15 protein-coding genes are annotated in these 19,219 nt (G+C 60.8%); 11 read left to right on the top strand and 4 right to left on the bottom strand.

Annotation, left to right across the window (positions count from 1 at the left end):
- Positions 1-193: 193 nt before the first annotated feature.
- Positions 194-1,678, top strand: a complete 1,485-nt coding sequence (locus DW123_RS00070) for a PTS fructose transporter subunit IIC (RefSeq protein ID WP_118272894.1) — start codon at positions 194-196, stop codon at positions 1,676-1,678.
- Between the two features lie 444 nt (positions 1,679-2,122).
- Here the strand turns inward: DW123_RS00070 and DW123_RS00065 are convergent, their stop codons facing one another.
- Positions 2,123-2,782 (bottom strand): RluA family pseudouridine synthase, encoded by a 660-nt coding sequence (locus tag DW123_RS00065; protein WP_233540091.1) that lies wholly within the window; start codon positions 2,780-2,782, stop codon positions 2,123-2,125.
- A gap of 15 nt (positions 2,783-2,797) precedes the next feature.
- The gene (locus DW123_RS00060) at positions 2,798-5,290 is read right to left on the bottom strand and encodes a U32 family peptidase (RefSeq protein WP_117794177.1); all 2,493 of its coding nucleotides are present in this window, start codon (positions 5,288-5,290) and stop codon (positions 2,798-2,800) included.
- A 298-nt stretch (positions 5,291-5,588) separates the two neighbouring features.
- On the opposite strand from DW123_RS00060, the gene DW123_RS00055 reads away from it, so the two are divergent.
- A complete protein-coding gene (locus tag DW123_RS00055) occupies positions 5,589-5,966 on the top strand; it encodes a RidA family protein (protein ID WP_035137477.1) in 378 nt (125 codons plus the stop codon).
- A gap of 220 nt (positions 5,967-6,186) precedes the next feature.
- Here the strand turns inward: DW123_RS00055 and DW123_RS00050 are convergent, their stop codons facing one another.
- On the bottom strand, positions 6,187-6,843 hold the full coding sequence (locus DW123_RS00050; protein ID WP_233540090.1) for a transcriptional regulator: 657 nt from the start codon (positions 6,841-6,843) through the stop codon (positions 6,187-6,189).
- Positions 6,844-7,436: 593 nt separating this feature from the next.
- Here DW123_RS00050 and DW123_RS00045 point away from each other — a divergent pair.
- The 7 genes from DW123_RS00045 to DW123_RS00025 all read left to right on the top strand — a co-directional run bounded on the left by DW123_RS00045 (position 7,437) and on the right by DW123_RS00025 (position 14,790).
- Positions 7,437-8,330: a uracil-xanthine permease family protein gene (locus DW123_RS00045; RefSeq protein ID WP_233540089.1), complete on the top strand. Its 894-nt coding sequence runs from the start codon at positions 7,437-7,439 to the stop codon at positions 8,328-8,330.
- A 195-nt stretch (positions 8,331-8,525) separates the two neighbouring features.
- A complete protein-coding gene (locus tag DW123_RS09680) occupies positions 8,526-8,966 on the top strand; it encodes an amidohydrolase family protein (RefSeq protein ID WP_233540088.1) in 441 nt (146 codons plus the stop codon).
- 9 nt (positions 8,967-8,975) lie between these two features.
- Entirely contained in the window at positions 8,976-9,455 is a 480-nt protein-coding gene (locus tag DW123_RS09675; RefSeq protein ID WP_233540087.1) for a hypothetical protein, read from the top strand.
- Positions 9,456-9,604: 149 nt separating this feature from the next.
- A complete protein-coding gene (locus DW123_RS09670; protein ID WP_233540086.1) occupies positions 9,605-11,107 on the top strand; it encodes a hypothetical protein in 1,503 nt (500 codons plus the stop codon).
- A gap of 69 nt (positions 11,108-11,176) precedes the next feature.
- Complete coding sequence (locus DW123_RS09665) at positions 11,177-12,604, top strand: FAD-dependent oxidoreductase (protein WP_233540085.1); 1,428 nt, start codon at positions 11,177-11,179, stop codon at positions 12,602-12,604.
- Positions 12,605-12,615: 11 nt separating this feature from the next.
- Positions 12,616-13,095, top strand: coding sequence for a 4Fe-4S binding protein (locus DW123_RS00030; RefSeq protein WP_118272893.1), 480 nt, complete (start codon positions 12,616-12,618; stop codon positions 13,093-13,095).
- Positions 13,096-13,107: 12 nt separating this feature from the next.
- Positions 13,108-14,790: a molybdopterin cofactor-binding domain-containing protein gene (locus DW123_RS00025; RefSeq protein WP_233540084.1), complete on the top strand. Its 1,683-nt coding sequence runs from the start codon at positions 13,108-13,110 to the stop codon at positions 14,788-14,790.
- A 208-nt stretch (positions 14,791-14,998) separates the two neighbouring features.
- On the opposite strand, the gene DW123_RS00020 is transcribed toward DW123_RS00025, so the two are convergent.
- Positions 14,999-15,736 carry an SDR family NAD(P)-dependent oxidoreductase gene (locus tag DW123_RS00020; protein WP_117734339.1) on the bottom strand — a complete coding sequence of 246 codons (738 nt, stop codon included), beginning with the start codon at positions 15,734-15,736 and terminating at the stop codon, positions 14,999-15,001.
- Between the two features lie 156 nt (positions 15,737-15,892).
- Between DW123_RS00020 and DW123_RS00015 the strand changes: the two genes are divergently transcribed.
- Both DW123_RS00015 and DW123_RS00010 read left to right on the top strand, forming a co-directional pair.
- Entirely contained in the window at positions 15,893-16,513 is a 621-nt protein-coding gene (locus DW123_RS00015; RefSeq protein ID WP_118098943.1) for a TetR/AcrR family transcriptional regulator, read from the top strand.
- Positions 16,514-16,827: 314 nt separating this feature from the next.
- Positions 16,828-18,219: an ATP-binding protein gene (locus tag DW123_RS00010; RefSeq protein WP_118272892.1), complete on the top strand. Its 1,392-nt coding sequence runs from the start codon at positions 16,828-16,830 to the stop codon at positions 18,217-18,219.
- Positions 18,220-19,219: the final 1,000 nt, after the last annotated feature.

The raw sequence follows: 19,219 nt of genomic DNA, 5'->3' as shown, positions 1-19,219 counted from the left end.
ATGGCCCCGTCGGGCATGATTTCCCAGTACCCCTGTTTCCATACGACGTGATCATGCCCGCCGGGGCCATCGTATAGATATCGCTTAAAAGCGCCGTCACTTCGGTGCTATCAATCACTCAAACACAAGGTAATACGCAGGTTGTGACCCTCAGAAGGGGAGGGCTGGGCCTGCTTGTGCAAAAGGAGGAAACATGTCAGCTGCAAACGAGAAGGTGGGGGGCGGCACTTACGATGTCGTTGCCATCACGGCATGTCCAACGGGCATTGCTCACACATTTATGGCGGCCAAAGGGTTGGAAGACCAGGCAGCCAAGATGGGCGTGAGCATTAAGGTCGAGACTCAGGGTTCGGGCGGCGCTAAAAATGTACTGACCGCGGCAGACATCGCTGGTGCCAGGGGTGTCATCATTGCGGCGGATAAAAATGTCGAGCTCGATCGCTTCGATGGCAAACCGGTTTACTCCTGTGCGGTGACGCGTGGCATTAATGACGCCGAGGAGCTTATTAATATTGCGCTTGCGGGCAATGCTCCTATTCATCATGTGTCCGGCGGCGCCGCGGTACAGGCGGCTGCCGAGGGCGAATCCGAGGGGTTGGGTCGTAGGGTCTACAAGGACCTCATGAACGGCGTTTCGCACATGCTCCCCTTTGTCGTTGGCGGCGGCATCCTTATGGCGCTTTCGTTTCTGTTGGACCAGGCGGGTTTGGGCACGAGCGCATACGGCCATAGCACTCCGGTCGCGGCCTTCTTTAACCTTGCGGGCAACCAGGCGTTCAACTTTATGCTCCCCATCCTTGCGGGCTACATTGCCATGTCCATTGCCGATCGTCCGGGCCTGGCCGCGGGCTTTGTGGGCGGCTGGATTGCAAAGCAGGGCTTTACGCTGGGCTACCTCACGACAGCCATGGATGCGGACGCGCAGGCGCAGCTCGTCTCCGCGGGCTTCCTCGGTGCGCTGTTGGTCGGTTTTGCCGCCGGTATTATCGTCAATGCGCTCAAGAAGGCTGCAAGCGTGCTACCCGAGTCGCTCGATGGCATCAAGCCCATGCTCATCTACCCCGTCCTGGGCATTCTCTTTACGAGCCTCTTTATGATGGCCGTTAACCCGATCATGGGTGTTATCAACACCGCCATTAGCGGCGCGCTCAATGGCCTTTCGGGCACGAGCATCGTTCTTTTGGGCATTATCTGCGCCGGTATGCAGGCGACCGACATGGGTGGTCCCATCAACAAGGCCGCATATGTCTTTGGCACCGCGGCCCTTGCCGAGCAAACGCTGCAGGGCAACATGATCATGGCTGCCGTCATGGCGGGCGGTATGGTGCCGCCGCTGGTCATCGCGCTTTCCACCACGTTCTTTAAGAACCGTTGGACCGAGGCCGATCGTAAGGCGGGTCTGGTGAACTACATCATGGGTCTGTCGTTTATCACCGAGGGCGCCATTCCCTTTGCCGCGGCCGATCCGCTTCGCGTACTGCCCGCCTGCATCCTGGGTTCTGCGACCGCTGGCGGCCTGTCGATGCTCTTTGGTTGCGCGAGCCCCGCTCCGCACGGTGGCGCCTGGGTTATCGCGGTCATCACAAACCCGGTGCAGTATCTGCTGGCCCTTGCTATCGGTGCCGTGGTCGGCTGCTTGGTCCTGAGCTTCCTTAAGAAGCCTCTCGACAAGGCGTAGCGGGAGCGGAAGGGTCTTGCCAATGGAAAGGCGGCAACGTCCACCAGGGACGTTGCCGCCTTTTGCTGTTTGGGGATTTGTCTCGATCTGTAACAGAAAGAGAGGGATATGGGTTCCAGATGTTACAAGCTGAGATATTTTTCCTGGTGGTCCCATAACGTCTCAATCTGTAACAGGAAGGTCAAAATGCGGGCTCCAGATGTTACAGATCGAGATGATTTCTCCGGTGGGATCCGAATATCTCAATCTGTAACATCTGGGACCGATTTTGCCGAGTTACTGTTACAGATTGAGATTTTCCCTTGAGGGGGATTTGAGTGTCTCGATCTGTAATAGATAGACCGGAAAATGGGTTCTAACTGTTACAGATCGAGACGTTTTGGGACCGCGGCTGAGCCATTGCGGCAAAACCACCACAAAGGTGCCTGTCCCCATTGTGGTGGTTTAGGGCTCCCAGGGGCAGGGGGCCTCGATGTGGATGTACTCACCGGTTACGGGATGCGTGAAGGACACGCTGTGGGCGTGGAGCATCAGGCCGCAGGGACGCGGCGTTCCGTACAGGTCGTCGCCAACCAGGGGATGACGCTCGCTGGCCAGGTGCACGCGGATTTGGTGCTTGCGTCCGGTGAGCAACTCAACATCGATATACGAGCGCGTGGGCAGGCCACGGCGGCTCTTAAGGCGCTTGAGCACCTTCACGCGCGTCTGTGATGGCTTGCCGCTGGCGCCGACGCGCATCTTTCGGCTGTCGTGGCGGTCGCGGGCGATTGGCTTGTCGATGAGCTTTTCGTTCCAGTCGATTTTGCCCTCGGCGAGTGCCAGATAGTGCTTTTCGAACGCGTGGTCGATCACCATTTGGTCAAAGACGGGCTGCGTCTGCTTGTCGAGCGAGAACAGCACCACGCCGGTGGTGTTACGGTCCAGGCGGTTGAGCGGCTGCATGTCGGTCGCGGCAAAACCGTCGCCCATCGCCAGCAAAAGGTCGCTGGCGTAGTCGGTAAGTGTGCGCTCGCCGGTGCCATCGCCGTGGACGATCATGCCGGTGGGTTTGTCGATAGCCATGAGCCAGGCGTCGCAGTAGAGGACTTGAGGTTCTTCGTTCACGTGTAAGCCTTTCGGTTAGCTAATTCCCACAAACATACAGCCCGAGGTGGCACCGCGCAGGCGGGCGGCGGGCTTGCGGCCGGCTTTCGCGGCCTCGACGGCGCGGCGGGTTCGAGCGACGGCACGGCCAATCTCATCGGCCTCGAGCAGTGTGCCGTCCACCATGAGACGACGGACGCCGGCATCGAGCAGCTGCGGAACCTGCGGCGTGAGGTCGATGGGGTAGGCGTCGTACAGGCGCGAGCGGCCATGGATATCGGTGCGCACCGGCATGACCTTGCCATCGATATTCTTGAGCGAGAGCTTGCGGGCACGCAGGCGGCAGTTGGCACAATCGTGGATGCAGCCGTTGGCAACCTGCAGAATGCAATGCTCGCTTGTCATGACGCGCGGGCGGCCAAAGACGGTGATGCCCAGAGCCGCGGGCGCGGCGGCGCCGAGCGAGACAATCTCGTCGAGCGTGATCTCGGGCGAGAGCCAAAACGCATCGGCTCCGCGCTCGGCAAGCGCCTCCATGCAGGGCGTGTTGTGTACCGGCAGGCAAGAGCGGACCTCCGCCGTGGCGCCGGCCTGCGCGGCTACGGCGAGCTCGGAGATATTGCCGACGGCGACGGTGGCTCCGGCATTGATCCAGGGATCGACGCGCTCGTGGTCGATGGCGCGACAGACCTCGTCGAGTATGGGCACGATGCCCTGCTCAAATGCGCCGGCGGGGGAGAGCCCGGCGGCCTCGAGCGCATCGGTGGTCATGTAGATGCGCGTTGCACCCTCCGCGCGCGCTGCCTCGGCTGCTTCGAGCGAGGTGACGGCGGTGCAGATCTGCGGCTCATCGCGGTAATGCTCGGGCGCGGGGCGCGTGCATTTGTCGAGCACCGGCAACTCAAGCGTTCTCGCGCGCTCTTCGTACGGCGCCAGAATGGCCTCTTCCAGTGCCTTGCAGGCGGCGGCGCGCACCTTGTGCACGGCGGAGAAGCCCATGCCGCAACCGGCGTCGAGTGCCACATCAAAGCTCGCAGCCTCAAAGGGCGAGGACCCCATGCGCCCGACGTGCTCAACCAGATCGGATGCCTCGACGGCGCGGGTCTTGGCAGCCTCGACGGTAAAGCCCGTGGCCGTTGCCGTAAGCGAAGGGTCGTCGCAGCAGGTGAGCGTAACGGTAAACGGATCGCCCAGACGCGCCGCAACGGACACGTCTACGGCGCGGCGGCGCAGCACGTCGCGCTTGAGCGCAGCACCGGCGGCGTCGATAGCGCGCTGGCTGCGAATCACGCGGGCGCGGCAGCCTTCGGGCATGCTGCGGGGCACGCGGCACTCGATGATGTCGCCGGCAGCGGCATCATCGGCGGCGATGGTGGTCAGGAACTGGTCAAACTCGTTATCGTGGCGAAGCTCCAGCAGGTCGCCCTTGCCCACGGGTTCAAACAGCTCAATGCGGGCGATGGCGGCGCGGCGACGGCGGTCGTCGGGCTTGAGGCCGCGCACATCGCGGTTGGCTGGGCGGCTGCCCAGCACCGTGCCCACGATCTGGCCGCGGTTGTTGGAACGCTCATAGCTCATCATCTCGTCGCCCGAGGTACCGTCCTGATAGGCGTGCGTAAAGTCGCGGTTGAAGCAGCGCTTGAGCTGGCGCTGACGGGCGGCTTCCTTATCCTCGGCAACGGTGGCTCCGGATAGCATGTCGTCAATTTCGTGACGATACACATCAACGATGGAGTACACGTAATCGGGCGCCTTCATGCGGCCCTCGAGCTTGAGCGACGCGGCGCCGGCGTCATACAGACGGCGAACAAGCTGTGAGGTGTTGGTGTCACGCGGGCATAGCGCACGCTCGCGGCCGGCGGGGGAGAGCGTGCGACCGTTCTCGTCGATCAGCTCGTAGGGCAGGCGGCAGGGCTGGGCGCACATGCCACGGTTGGCCGATCGTCCCGCCATGGCAAAGCTTGAAAGCAGGCACAGGCCCGAGTAGCAAAAGCAGATGGCGCCATGGCTAAAGACCTCAAGGTCCACATCGGGCGCGGCATCGTGGATGGCGGCAATCTCGTCGATGGAAAGCTCGCGCGAGAGGGTTACGCGGTCGGCGCCCTGCTCGCGGCACCAAAGGGTTCCGCGGTCGTCGTGGATGTTCGCCTGGGTCGAGATATGCGTCTCGATGCCGGGCATCGTGCGCTTGACCTCAAAGAACAGGCCCCAGTCCTGGATGATGAAGGCGTCGGCGCCCAGCGTGGAGCAGCGATGGATGAGCTGCAGCGCATCGCTCATCTCGGACTGCTTGATGACGATGTTGACCGTGACGTAGACGCGCGAGCCGGCCAGGTGCGCGGCGCGGCAGGCCTGCTCAAAGGCTTCATCGGTAAAGTTGGTTGCCTTGCGGCGGGCGTTGAAGCTGCCCATGCCGCAGTAGATGGCGTCTGCCCCGGCGGCGAGCGCGGCGGCAAAGGGCTCGGGCCCTCCGGCGGGGGCCAAAAGCTCGGGCCTGCGGTTGGTGGTTCGACTGGCGGTTGCGGTCATATCCTGCCTTTCAAAATGCTCAGATACTCAAAAGTATAGTGGCGCCGTCGCGATGGACGATGCCCGTGCTCCAAGCGGGATAAAGTCTTCAGCAGCTTGGGCTGGCTGACCCCGTGGAGAGCCGTTCGGCGGTCCGGGGAAACCGTTGGGCGATAAAATATTCTTGCAACTTAATAATAATCTTGCATCGCGCGGAAACCTTGAGTACTATCCCAATCAAGCGCGGCATTCAGACCGAACTGTGCCTCCCGGTATGAATGCCGCGCTCCCGTTCCCTTTTACTTGTAAGGAGAAAAACATGAGCAAGACCGTCGTTTCTTCCGATAACGCACCCGCAGCCATCGGCCCGTATTCCCCCGGCATCCAGACCGGCAACATGGTGTTCCTGTCCGGCCAGCTGGGCATCGATCCCGCAACCGGCAAGATGCCTGAAGGCGTCGAGGCCCAGGCTAAGCAGTCCCTTGCTAACGTCGAGGCCCTGCTGACCGCTGCCGGCGCCACGTTTGCCGACGTTGTCAAGACGACGGTCTACCTGGCCGATATTGCCGACTTTGCCGCCGTGAACGAGATTTACGCCTCCAAGTTCGAGGCCCCGTTCCCAGCGCGCAGCGCCTTCCAGGTTGCCGCCCTTCCGGCCGGCGGTCTGGTCGAGATCGAAGTCGTCGCCGCTCTCTAAGACGTTGGCGAAAACAAGACATGACATGCAAAAGAACCCTGCAGCGCGTGCGAAGCTGCAAGGTTCTTTGTGTCAGGGGTAGTCTTTTTGGGACGGGGCTATTTTAGCTACCCCTACATGCAAGATTGATTTTACTTGCGGCTCATCGAGATCAAGGGCAGAGGGAGGGTAGCTAAAATAGCCCCGTCCCAAAAAGACTACCCGCGCTCCATTCTGCTCGTTAGCCCTCCTTGCGGACCTTTTGCAGGTAGCGGTATACGCTGGGCTCAGAGATGCCCAGCGCGGAGGCGGCGCAGGCCACGGCGCCCTTGAGCATAAACACGCCGTTGCCGTTGAGATGGCGGATAACATCGACGCGGTCGGCTTGGCCGAGCGAAGAAACTTCCATTCCGCGGCTTTCGAGCAACTCGGAAATACTGCGGTCGATGAGCTCCTGTGTGGACTCCGAAAGGCTTTCGACCTCGATAGGGGCGGGCTCCGTGCGCGTCGGCGCCGCGTCGAAGCACGCCACGAGCTGCTGCACCATGGCGTTGATGGAGCGCACGGTCGAGAGGTCGGTGTTGACGCAGAGCATACCGACGATCTCGTCATTCTCGCGGATAAAGTACGTCGCTGACTTCAACGTCTTGCCGCCGGCACCGCGTCCCTCGTAGCCCGTAATAAACGGCAGGTCGCGATACTTGGCGTCGTGCATGATCTTGAGTGCCAGATCGGTGGCGGGACCGCCGACCTTGCGGCCGCTCACGATGCCGTTGCGGATATCGACGATGGCGTGGTCGGGATCCGAGAAATCGTGCAGCACGATTTCGCTGTTCTTACCGAGTACCTGCTCCAAGAAATCGACCATCGGCAAAAAGCGACGTACGGTCTCGTTCACGGGCAACTCCTTTGGGTTCTATCGAAGTGTTCATAACAGTTTTTCTCATGGTAACACGCTGCCCATCATCTCGCATATCCGCAGGTACATTGCGTAATACAGACGAACGGTAGGATTTTAGCGGTAAGCAGTCGACCAAAAGAAAAGTTTGATTTTATTTTGACCAGACACTTTTCTGACCTGCGGAAATGCGTTTTCTCAGCTGAAGAATAGTCTGATAACAAAAAATTATTATTGAGAATGAGAATCATCTTTAATGCGATATGCAACGAAGGCACAACCTCAACCCCGCACTGCGTCACAATAGAGCGTGAGATGCGAAAACAACTACTTCGAGGATTGGTGGTCAAATGACCCAGGAGACGGTTACGAACGGCACTGAAGCCCTGTTCACTCGCGAAGGCATGCCTCCCGTTAAGGCTTTAGCTTTGGTGCGCTGCTGGGCGGCGAGATCGTCGGCGGCGCCGTTGCGGTCCTCTTTGGTCTGGCCTACAGCAAGATCAAGTAGCTGTTCCCGCCCGTCGTGACCGGTGCGGTCATCTTCTCCATTGGCGTCTCTCTATCCCACGGCCGTCAAGTATATGGCCGGCGGTATGGGTACGCCGTTGTGGGGCACCCCGCAGGCCTGGTACGTCGCTCTTATCACCTTTGTCGTGGTCTTTGCGCTCGCCAACTTTGGCAAGGGCACGCTCAAGTTGGGCTCCGTGTTCTTTGGCATGATCGTTGGCATGATCGTCTCCATCCCCTTTGGCATGATCGACTTCTCCAGCGTCGCCACCGCTCAGGTCTTCGCCCTTCCCAAGCTCATGCCCTATGCGCTCGAGTTTGATCCCGAGGTCTGCATCACCCTCGCCGCCGTGTTCCCCATGGTTGCCATCCAGGTTATCGGTGACGTCTCCGCCGCCTGCCTGGGCTCCATCGACCGTATGCCCACCGAGCGCGAACTCTCCGGCTCTATCGTGTCCCAGGGCCTCACTTCTATGGTCGGCGGTCTGCTGGGCGGTCTTCCCACCAGCGCCCTTGGCCAGAACGTGGGCATCATCTGCTCCAACAAGGTCGTCAACAAGTGGGTCTTTGTGATCATCGCAGCCGTCTTTGCCATCGCCGGCCTGTTCCCGCAGCTCTCTGCCGTCCTTTCCGCTATCCCGCAGCCCGTCATCGGCGGCGCGACCGTCGGCGTCTTTGGCACCATCACCATGAACGGCGTGCGCATGTTCACCCGCGAGGGCCTCACGCAGCGCACCACCACCATCGTCGGCACCTCCGTTGTCTTTGGCCTGGGTATCTGGATGGCCAGCGGTTGCCTTGCCGGCGAGGGCATGCCCACCTGGGTGTCCACCGTCATCGGCTCCAACGCCGTGACCCCCACTGTCATCATGGCCATCGTGCTCAACCTGATCCTTCCGCAGACGCCGGTCGTGGCTCAGCACATCGATGCTGCCAAGGACGCTGCCGTGGACCTGGTCCTGCCCGAGAGCAAGAAGTAACCAATTCGGTGCTATTCGTTGGCGGACGTATCGCCTCGTCCGCCGACGCCATGCGGCGATAGGCCGCACTTCAAAGGGTTTGTCCCTTTGGTGAAGCGTTGACGGGAGAGGGCCCGTTTCCGGTGTAGGCCGGCACTTCGCACTCCGCCATGTCAGAGGTGTCAAATCCCGCCCCTGATGCTGAAGGGAGCATCCATGCTTCTGGTCGCTAACGGTTCCGTCTTTACCCGCAACGCTCAGACCCCGTTCATTCCAAACGGTGCGGTCGCCATTGACGGAGATGCAATCGTCGAAGTGGGCCCCGAGTGCGAGCTCAAGGCCAAGTACCCGGATGCCGAGTACGTCGACGCCCAGGGCAACCTCATCATGCCCGGACTCGTCAACTGCCACACCCACATCTACTCGGGTCTGGCCCGCGGCCTTGCCATCAAGGGCTGCAACCCCACCAACTTCCTGGAGAATCTTGAGCAGCAGTGGTGGAAGATCGACGACAACCTGACGCTCGACGGCACCAAGGCCAGCGCCTATGCCACGATCCTGGATTCCATCCGCGATGGCGTCACCACGATTTTCGATCACCATGCGAGCTTCTGCGAGATCCCGGGAAGCCTCTTTACCATTAAGGATGCAGCTTAGGAGCTGGGCATGCGTTCGTGCCTGTGCTACGAGGTCTCCGATCGCCGCGGCCAGGAAAAATGCGACCAGGCCATTGCCGAGAACGCCGAATTTGCCCAGTGGGCCGCCAAGGAGCGTCGCGATAACGACAACCACATGATCGCCGCCATGCCCAACGTGGGCTGGTGCGAGGCTATGACCATGCTGTTCGAGAACAACGCCAAGATGGCCAGCAAGTACTTCGATCGTAAGCTCGGTGTGCTTGAGCCCGGCGCTGCCGCCGACGTCATCGTCATGGACTACAAGCCCTTTACGCCGCTGAGCGAGGAGAACATCGACGGCCACATGCTCTTTGGCATGATGGGCAAAAACTGCCGCACCACCATCATCAACGGCCGCGTCCTGTACAAGGATCGCGAGTTCGTTGGCATTGATGAGGACAAGATCAACGCGTGGACCATGGCTGAGTCCAAGAAGCTCTGGAGCACGCTCAACGATCGCGTCTACTAATTACAAGTAGATTCACGCGCGTCGGATGTTTCGCCGCATCCGACGCGCGTATAGGCGACCTCCGCGGGGTCGCCGGCGCTTGTGCTAGCGCTACACCGTATTTGCGCCCGCCGCGCGGTCTCGCCGGGCGTTACAGAGAGGAGCTCACTATGAGCGACATCATGAGGCCGATCCCGTTTTCGCAGCTGATGAACTGGATCATCGAGGAGCATAAGACCCAGGACGCCATCTTTGGCGTGCGCAAGATGGTCACGACCAACCAGGAGGGCGCGCTTCCCATTTTTGACGAGCGCATCGAGACTCCGTTTGGCCCGGCTGCCGGCCCCAACACGCAGCTGGCCCAGAACATCGTGGCATCCTACGTGGCCGGTTCCCGCTTCTTTGAGCTTAAGACCGTCCAGGTTATGGACGGCGAGGAGCTCTCCAAGTGTGTGAACAAGCCCTGCATTGTGGCGCAGGACGAGTGCTACAACTGCGAGTGGTCGACCGAGCTCGAGGTTCCGCAGGCCTTTGCCGAGTACGTGAAGGCATGGTTTGCCTGCCACCTGATTGCCCGCGAATACGGCCTGGGCAGCCCGGACGGCTTTGTCTTCAACATGTCCGTGGGTTATGACCTGGAGGGCATCAAGAGCCCCAAGGTCGACGCTTACATCGAGGGCATGAAGGACGCCAGCGGCTCCGACGTCTGGAACGAGTGTCGCACATGGGCGCTCGCCAACCTGGGCAAGTTTGAGCATGTCGACGCCGCGTTTGTCGAGTCCATCCCGGCGCGCGTCTCCAACTCCATCACCGAGTCCACGCTGCATGGCTGCCCGCCGGCGGAGATTGAGCGCATCGCGACCTATCTGATCACCGAGAAGGGCCTCAACACCTACATCAAGTGCAACCCCACGCTGCTGGGCTATGAGTTTGCCCGCCAGCGCCTCAATGAGCTGGGCTTTGACTACATCGTCTTCGACGATACACACTTCCGCGAGGACCTGCAGTGGGCCGACGCCGTGCCCATGTTCGAGCGCCTGATTGCCCTGTGCGCCGAGCGCGGCCTGGAGTTTGGCGTCAAGCTGACCAACACGTTCCCCGTCGACGTGACGAGGAACGAGCTGCCCTCCACCGAGATGTACATGTCGGGCCGTTCGCTGTTCTCGCTGACCATCGAGGCTGCCCGTCGCATTACCGAGCAGTTCGATGGCAAGCTGCGCATCAGCTACTCCGGCGGTGCCACGGTCTACAACATCCGCGCCCTGTATGACGCCGGCATTTGGCCCGTTACTCTGGCGACCGACGTTCTCAAGCCCGGTGGCTACGAGCGCTTTAGCCAGATGGCCGGCGAGTTTACCGATCTGGACGGCAAGCCGTTCGCGGGCGTCTCTCTCGACGCCGTGACCGCGATCCAGACCGACTCGCTCACTAACCCGCTCTATAAGAAGCCGCTGCGCCCGCTGCCCGACTGCAAGGTCGCCGGCAAGAGCCCGCTTTCCGACTGCTTTACCACGCCGTGCCGCACGAGCTGCCCCATCCAGCAGGATATTCCCGCCTACCTGGCGGCTGTTGACGAGGGCCGCTACGAGGACGCACTTAACATCATCATCGAGCGCAACGCCCTGCCGTTCATTACTGGCACCATCTGCCCGCATCCCTGCGGCCGTGCCTGAGAGCGTGCGTTCTACGAGCCCGAGGGCGCCCAGATCCGCGCCAGCAAGCTCAAGGCCGCCCGCGAGGCCATGACCGCCGTGCTGCCCAAGCTGCGCGCCCAGGCCATCGCCAACGACGGCGAGCGCAACGTTGCCGTTATCGGCGGCGGCCCTGCCGGTCTGGCTACGGCGTTCTTCCTGACGCGCGCCGGCGTGCCCGTTACCATCTTCGAGGCCCGCGACTCACTCGGCGGCGTGGTCCGTCACGTGATCCCCGAGTTCCGCATCGCGAGCGACGATATCTCCCACGATGCCGAGCTCTGCCTGTCCTTTGGCGCCAAGGTTCAGCTCAATGCCCGCGTGGAGTCCATTGACGAGCTCAAGGCCCAGGGCTTTACCGACGTGGTCGTGGCCACCGGTGCCTGGATGCCCGGCTCTGCGGGCCTGGGCGAGGGTGCCGAGCTCGATGTGCTGGAGTTCCTCGAGGCCGCCAAGAAGGGCGAGAAACTCGAGCTGGGCGAGGACGTCGTAGTCATCGGCGCCGGCAACACCGCCATGGACGCCGCCCGTGTGGCCAAGCGCCTGGCAGGCGTGAAGAACGTGCGCCTGGTGTATCGCCGCACCAAGAAGCAGATGCCTGCCGACGAGGAAGAGCTCGATTTTGCTCTTGCCGATGGCGTTGAGTTCTGCGAGCCGCTGGCGCCCAAGGCGCTCAACGGCGCCGTGCTGACCTGCGACGTTATGGAGCTTGGCGAGCCTGATGCAAGCGGTCGTCGCAGCCCCGTCGCCACGGGCGAGACCGTCGAGCTTTCCGCCACCACGGTGATCTGCGCCGTGGGCGAGGGCATCGATGCCAGCCTGTACGATGCCGCGGGCGTCGAGCACGACCGCCGGGGCCGCCTTGCCGCCGTCTCCACCGGCGTCGAGGGCGTCTGGGCTGCGGGCGACTGCCGCCGCGGCCCGGCCACCGTGGTCGAGGCTATCGCCGATGCCGCCGAGGTCGCCCGTGCCATCGCCGGTGTGGACTTTAACAAGTACGCCGACTGCAACGAGCAGGCCGGTCGCGAGGACACCTGCTACGAGCGCAAGGGGACGCTCTGCCGCGATAAGCGCAACTGCACCAAGACCCGCTGCCTGGGCTGCGGCTCGGTGTGCGAGGTCTGCTGCGACGTGTGCCCCAACCGTGCCAACGTGGCTATTAAGGTGCCGGGCCTGGACAAGCATCAGGTGGTACATGTCGACGGCATGTGCAACGAGTGCGGCAACTGCGCCGTGTTCTGCCCCTACCAGGAGGGTCGTCCCTATAAGGACAAACTCACCCTGTTCTGGAGCGAGGAGGACATGGAGAACTCCGAGAACGAGGGCTTCCTGGCCGTGGACGATGATCACTTTAAGGTCCGCGTCGCCGGCACGGTCCGCACCGTCTCGGTCGATGCCGTCAACACCGGCCTTCCCGAGGCCGTCCGCCTGACCATCAGGGCCGTGCGCGACAACTATTCGTACCTTCTTAAGAAATAGGCGAGTCTCTTATGGCCAAAACTATTCAACATAACGTGGCCTACGTTGCCTGCGGAAGCGGTTGCGCTTCCGCAGGCGGCGACGCCCGCTGCAGCGAAGGCTGCATTGGCTGTGACGCTTGCGTCACGGCCTGCCCCCACGGCGCCATTGCGCTGGTTGATGGTGTCGCCCGCGTAGATCGCTCCAAGTGCACGGGCTGCGGCCTGTGCGGCATGGCGTGTCCACAGCGCGTGATCGCCTTCGTTCCCGGTTACCAGAACATCTTGGTGCGCTGCAACAACACCGACAAGGGCGCCATCGCCCGCAAGATCTGCGACACGAGCTGCATCGGTTGCGGCATGTGCGCCAAAAAGTGCCCTGCCGGCGCAATCCGCATCGAGGACAACTGCGCCCATATCGACGGTGTGGACTGCCTGTCGTGCGGCATGTGCGCCGTCGTCTGCCCGCACGGCGCCATCCACGATCGCACCGGCATCGCCGCCGGCGTGTAGAAGGGAATCACCATGGCACAGGAATTCACTTTTACCGTTAACGGCGTCGAGCGCACGACAACCCAAAACAAACTGTTGCTGCGCTATCTGCGCGACGACCTGCATATCCATTCCGCCAAGGACGGCTGCTCCGAAAGCGCTTGCGGCACCGGCACCATCCATGTGGACGGTGCGGCCGTCAAGGCGTGCGTGCTGACCACCGCGCTTGCTGCCTATAAGCTCCAGCGTCCTGTGAAGTGCAAGCTCACGCGTGCCGAGTCGCTCGCTTTTCATCCCAAGCGTCACGCCATGGACGGCACCTTTACACTGGGCTGCGACGCCGAGGGCAACTTTACCGGCCTGGACTGCGAGATCAACTTTGACACCGGCGCCTACGCGTCGCTGTGCGGCCCGGTGCTCGAGCGCGCCTGCACGCATGCCGTCGGCCCCTACAAGTACCAGAACACCGACATTCGCGGCTTTGGCTACTACACCAACAACCCGCCCGCCGGCGCGTACCGCGGCTTTGGCGTTTGCCAGTCCGAGTTTGCGCTCGAGTGCCTGATCGACCTGCTGGCAGAGAAGGTCGGCCTGGATCCGTGGGAGATTCGTTACCGAAACGCTATCGAGCCGGGCGAGGTTTTGCCCAACGGCCAGATTGCCGACTGCTCCACGGCGCTTAAGGAGACGCTGCTCGAGGTCAAGGATGCCTACTATGCGCATCCCGGACACGCCGGTATCGCCTGCGCCATGAAGAACGCCGGCGTGGGCGTTGGCCTGCCCGATGCCGGCCGCTGCAAGATTCGCGTCGAGGATGGCCGCGCCGTGGTCTACGCCGCCACGTCCGACATCGGCCAGGGCTGCAACACCGTCTTTTTGCAGGACGTTGCCGAGGCATGCGGTCTGCCGCTTCGCTGCATCGCCAACGGCGAGTGCTCCACCGAGAACGCTCCCGACTCCGGCACCACGTCTGGCTCGCGACAGACGGTCGTGACTGGCGAGGCCGTGCGCGGTGCCGCCTTCCTGCTGCGCGATGCCATGCTTGGCATCGAGGCCGGCAAGCCTGCGCCCACCGCTCCCGTGAGTGCACATGGCGACGGTGTCAAGATCGAGTACGACGACGGCCGCGCCTATCAGCTGCGAAAGCAGGAGCTCGTCGTCGGCCAGGGTATGCATCCTCAGGATCCCGCGGCCGCCATCAAGGCGCTCGAGGGATGTGAGTTTGGCTACGTGTACCTGGAGCCGACCGACAAGCTGGGTGCGGATGTTCCCAACCCCAAGAGCCACATCTGCTACGGCTTTGCCACACTTGTGGTCATTTTGGACGATGACGGCCGCGTGAGCGAGGTCTATGCCGCGCACGCTTCCGGCAAGGTGGTCAACCCCATCTCCATCCAGGGTCAGATCGAAGGTGGCGTGCTCATGGGTATGGGCTATGCGCTTACCGAGGACTGGCCGCTCAAGGACTGCGTACCCCAGGCAAGATACGGTACGCTTGGACTGTTCCGTGCGCCCGAGATTCCGGATATCCACGCCATCTACGTGGAGAAGGACGAGCTGCTGCCCGTGGCATACGGCGGCAAGGGCATCGGCGAGATCGCAACGATCTCCACGGCGCCCGCCGTACAGAACGCCTACCGCGCGTTTGACGGCAAGCTGCGTCCAAATCTGCCCATGGTGGATACGCCCTACAGCCGCGTCCGCAACCGCGGGTAGGGTGGGGCGCGGACGGCCATTGCTGACAGATCGTCCGCGCTCAACATCAACTGTATATGCCGTGCCTTCCATCGCCCCTCGGTCACAACAAAAGCCCGACCCCTCTTTCGAAGGGCCGGGCAGGAGGCATTGGATTATATGAGGCAGAACCAAAAAACCGCCGCATCGCTCAATCGCCCAAGCGCCGCGGTGTGTGCGGCAACCATGTCTAGGCGGTCATGCCACCGTCGACGATGAGCTGCGTTCCCGTTACGTAGCTGGAATCATCGCTCGCAAAGAACACGGCGACCGTGCCAATCTCACGCGGCTCTCCGCCGCGACCCATGGGAATCTTTGCCAGCGTGTATTGGGTGAATTCGCCGTCGCGCGGCATCATCTCGGAGAAGATCGTTCCGGGACAGATGGCGTTGACGCGAATGCCCTTGGGAGCGAGCTCCGCGCCCATCGAGCGAGTGAACGAGAGCGTGGCAGCCTTGCTGGCGCCGTAGCTGCTCATACCGGGGCAACCGCCAAGGCCGCCGATGCTTGCGACGTTGACGATTGCGCCGCCGTCCGTCATGGCTTTGACGGCAAGCTGCGTGGCATAGACGTAGCTGTGAAGGTTGAGGGCCATCACGCGGTCGAAATCGTTGGCGATGTCCATGGTCTCGACCTGGAAGTTAGTCATCATGCCGGCGTTGTTGACCAAGATATCGAGTTTGCCATACGCCTCGATGGTCGCGGAAAAGAGCATATCGACATCCTGCTCGTTTGTCATATCCGCCTGCACAAAGGTCGCGTCATGCCCAGCATCGCGGAGCTCCTTTTCGAATGCCTCGCCCTTTTCGCGGCGTCGACCGCAGAAAACGACCTTGGCACCTTCCTCGCAATAGCACCAGACGACACCCTGGCCAATGCCCGACGTCGCGCCCGTGACGATTGCGACCTTTCCATCAAGTTTGCCCATCTGTTCCCTCCGTTATGTTGCGAATTACGGTATCAAAACCGCTGATAAACTAAGTTTGGTGTATTTCATTCGGCATTACTAGGGGTTAAAATATCCAAAAGTGTTCATAAGAGAACACATAATTAACCATCATTCATTTTGCGAAGCCGGTAATCCATGAATCGCTCGAGGAAAGCATACTTAGAGGCACTTGTCGAGTTACTGCGAACAAAGTCGTATTCCAAGATAACGGCGAGTGACATCATCGGTCGTAGCGGCTACGGACGCACGGGTTTCTACCGTCAGTTCTCGGACAAAAATGCGCTCGCCGCCGCGCTCGTCAAAGAGCATACCGCGATGTATGCTCGAATCCTCGCGAACGATCTGCGTGATTCGCAGTGCAACATGGAGGACATGGTGCGGCATATCCTCGAACACGTAATGCAGCATCGAGCGGAGTACCATGCCATTCTGTCGTCGCAGATTCCTGGGCACGGCTTCGATGAGTTCTGTGCGTGCGCGCTCGTCGATTTTCGCATTATGGCGAACGCTCGCCCCAACTGCTCCGATGCCGAGCTCGACTATGACCTGTTCTACTATGCGACCACGCGCCAGTTCGCGGATTATCTGCGCTACTGGGATGCTCACGGATATGAGCCAGCTGCACCACAAATGGCCAAGCGCATCGCAGGGGTGATTGACCACTTGTCGCCGGGGGACGCCTTGCGTTTTGAGAATTCGGATGGCGCGGAGAGTAGGGGAGACGTTGGGCTGATCTCGTTTGCCGAGCTGTCCTAAATTAGTGCCGCGGGTAAAATAAGGTCGACGGCAGCCCAAGTGGTGGAAAGCTGGGCGACGCCGTTACTTAGATCAAGGGGTCAATGCCTTAACGGCGTCGACCCCTCTTCTTTTTCTTCGAACGCTGCTTGAGTGCCTTGGAAAGTCCGACAAGCGCTCGTAGGGCGGATTTGCCCCGGTGCTTCCGGGACATTCCACGTGTGGCGGGGCGCCGCCTCTTTCGCATGCGTGCCGATTGCCATATTACGTTATAGCTAACTATATTATAGGAAGGTATAATATAGCTAACTATAACGTAAAGGAAGGGAGGCCCTATGTTTATCGGAAGAACAGCGGAAATGTCCGAGCTCAATCGACTGTATGGCACGGGCTCCTTTGAGATGCCTGTGATTTACGGCCGACGTCGTGTGGGTAAAACGCGTCTTATCACAGAGTTCATCCAAGGCAAGAAGGCTATTTACTTTCAAGCTCGTCGTACTAACGCAGAGGCAAACCTGCACGGCTTTAGCCAGGCGATACTTGCGGGCTCGGTTGGTGCTGCGGGTGTGTCGTTTCGTAGTTTTGACGAGGCATTCGATGCGTTAGCCACCATGGCCCGCGCGGAACGTTTGATTGTCGTGATTGACGAGTATCCCTATCTCGCTCAATCAAATCCCGAGATTAGCTCGTTGCTGCAAGACAAGATCGATCACTTGTACAAAGAGACCAAGCTCATGCTGATTCTATGCGGCTCGTCTCTTTCGTTTATGGAGGAACAGGTGTTGGGCTACGAGAGCCCACTATACGGTAGGCGTACGGCCCAGTTTAAGATCATGCCGCTCGATTTTACGACGACCCTCGGCCTGTGGCACGACATGGATCGCGAAGACGCTGCGGTTTGCTATGGCATGACGGGCGGCATTCCCGCGTATATCGAGAAAGTCGATTCCGCCGCATCGCTCAAGGACAACATCAGACGTCTATTCCTTACCCCTACGGGCTATCTCTTTGAGGAGCCGAGCAACTTGCTTTTGCAAGAGTGCCGTAATCCCGAGCAGTATGATGCGATCGTGCAAGCAATTGCTCAGGGGCGCTCGAGAATCTCGGAGGTTGCGAGCTCTACGGGAATCCCTGCAAGCAATGTAAAGAGCTATGTGGATAAGCTGGCGTCGCTTGGAATTGTCGAGCGCGAGCTGCCCCTAAACGAGACGAGCAATAAGCGAGCCGTGTATCTGCTGAGCGACCAGATGTTTAGGTTCTGGTACAAGTTTGTGCCGCAGAACATCGGGCTGATTCAAAACGATATGGCCGAGATGGCGTACAAGCGCATTGAGCCGTACTTATCGGATTACATGGGCACGGTCTTTGAGCTTATATGCAGGCAGTACGTGTACGAACTTGCGCGGGCGGGCCAGCTCGACGTGGTCCCTGCGACCGTTGGACGCTGGTGGGGGACGGATAATCGCACGCATACGCAGGAAGAAATCGACTTGATTGTTGATGATGGTGATGGCGCTGCGCTGTTTGCGGAATGCAAATGGCGCAATGAGCCGGTGGGCGAAGACGTGCTGCAAAAGCTCGTGCATCGAAGCGAGCTCTTTAGGCGGCAGCAAAAAAGCTACGTGATCTTCTCGAAGCGTGGCTTTACGCAAGGATGTCAGGAAGCTGCGAAGAGCAGGGGAGATACCAAGCTGATTTCGTTTGCCGAGATGTGCGAGCGGAGATAACCAAGCGCGTCCTGATTTGATGCTGGGAATGGGATGTGCTTTCCTTTTGCGACCTTTGGCGGAAAGTGCGTTCCAGATTTCGGCTTCAGAATGGGATGCCGTTTCCGGATCGGCCCTCAGGCGGAAACTACGACCCGGAATATGGCTCCAAAACGGGATACGCTTTCCCGGTGGCATCTCTAGCGGAAACTGCATCCCGGAATGAGCTCTCGGAACGGGGCACGCTTTCCCATCGGGGCTTCAAACGGAAACCGTGTCCCGGAATCGAGCCTCAGGGTGGGATGCGTTTTCCGGTAGAGGCCTGGGACGGAAGGCGTGTCCCAGAATCCGGCTAATCCGATGGCCAGGTGGTTGAGCGAGCGAGCCCCGAGGCTCCATTACTGAAAATTCATTTGTTAAACCTGGCAACCGTGGGTAGAATAAAGTCGACGGCAGCCCAAGGGTGATAGCTGGGCAGCGCCGTTACTTAGTTCAAGGGGTCAATGCCTTAACGGCGTCGACCCCTCTAATATGAGAAAGCCATTGTCAATAGGCGTGTTTGTTCGAGCCCGGTTTTAAACCGGGCTTTTTCGTTTCCCGTCGGGAGGGCCCGCGCACGCTGCACGTTTAGTCGACGCTTGCCTGGCAAGCTAATATCCGCGGGCTCTTGCGGGCGCGCTGCCGGCGGTCAGCCCGGTATGTCCGCGCACCCCACCGCATTTCGATTCTCCGTCCGGCGCGCTCGTCCGAAACCAGTCTTGTTCACGGGCGCGGCCCTTGGGCTGCCCAAAAAGGGCTCGTGAACGCGCGCCGGCGATGCGTCGAGGCGCGGGCCCTCCCGGCGGGAGGCTTGTTGTCCGACGGGGTCAGCCGAGGGTCCCCTCCGCCCGGCGCCCGATCTCCCAGACCCAGCAGGCGAGCTCGCGCGCGACGGCGGCGTTTGCCTTGCACGAGCTCTTGCCCGCCGCCGCCAGCGCCTCGCGGCGGCGGCAGAGCCTGGCGGTGCAGTCGTCGGCGCGCG

The sequence above is a fragment of the Collinsella sp. AM10-26 genome (assembly GCF_003472525.1).
GTDB lineage: Bacteria > Actinomycetota > Coriobacteriia > Coriobacteriales > Coriobacteriaceae > Collinsella.
Note: the sequence above shows the minus strand (reverse complement) of the source record. Positions and strands in the feature narration are given on the sequence as shown.

Coding starts and splice junctions, on each gene's coding strand:
- DW123_RS00070 (WP_118272894.1), top strand. CDS start 194: ATGTCAGCTGCAAACGAGAAGGTGGGGGGCGGCACTTACGATGTCGTT.
- DW123_RS00025 (WP_233540084.1), top strand. CDS start 13,108: ATGGCACAGGAATTCACTTTTACCGTTAACGGCGTCGAGCGCACGACA.
- DW123_RS09665 (WP_233540085.1), top strand. CDS start 11,177: ATGACCGCCGTGCTGCCCAAGCTGCGCGCCCAGGCCATCGCCAACGAC.
- DW123_RS00020 (WP_117734339.1), bottom strand. CDS start 15,736: ATGGGCAAACTTGATGGAAAGGTCGCAATCGTCACGGGCGCGACGTCG.
- DW123_RS00060 (WP_117794177.1), bottom strand. CDS start 5,290: ATGACCGCAACCGCCAGTCGAACCACCAACCGCAGGCCCGAGCTTTTG.
- DW123_RS00030 (WP_118272893.1), top strand. CDS start 12,616: ATGGCCAAAACTATTCAACATAACGTGGCCTACGTTGCCTGCGGAAGC.
- DW123_RS09680 (WP_233540088.1), top strand. CDS start 8,526: ATGCTTCTGGTCGCTAACGGTTCCGTCTTTACCCGCAACGCTCAGACC.
- DW123_RS09675 (WP_233540087.1), top strand. CDS start 8,976: ATGCGTTCGTGCCTGTGCTACGAGGTCTCCGATCGCCGCGGCCAGGAA.
- DW123_RS00055 (WP_035137477.1), top strand. CDS start 5,589: ATGAGCAAGACCGTCGTTTCTTCCGATAACGCACCCGCAGCCATCGGC.
- DW123_RS00045 (WP_233540089.1), top strand. CDS start 7,437: ATGGGTACGCCGTTGTGGGGCACCCCGCAGGCCTGGTACGTCGCTCTT.
- DW123_RS09670 (WP_233540086.1), top strand. CDS start 9,605: ATGAGCGACATCATGAGGCCGATCCCGTTTTCGCAGCTGATGAACTGG.
- DW123_RS00010 (WP_118272892.1), top strand. CDS start 16,828: ATGTTTATCGGAAGAACAGCGGAAATGTCCGAGCTCAATCGACTGTAT.
- DW123_RS00015 (WP_118098943.1), top strand. CDS start 15,893: ATGAATCGCTCGAGGAAAGCATACTTAGAGGCACTTGTCGAGTTACTG.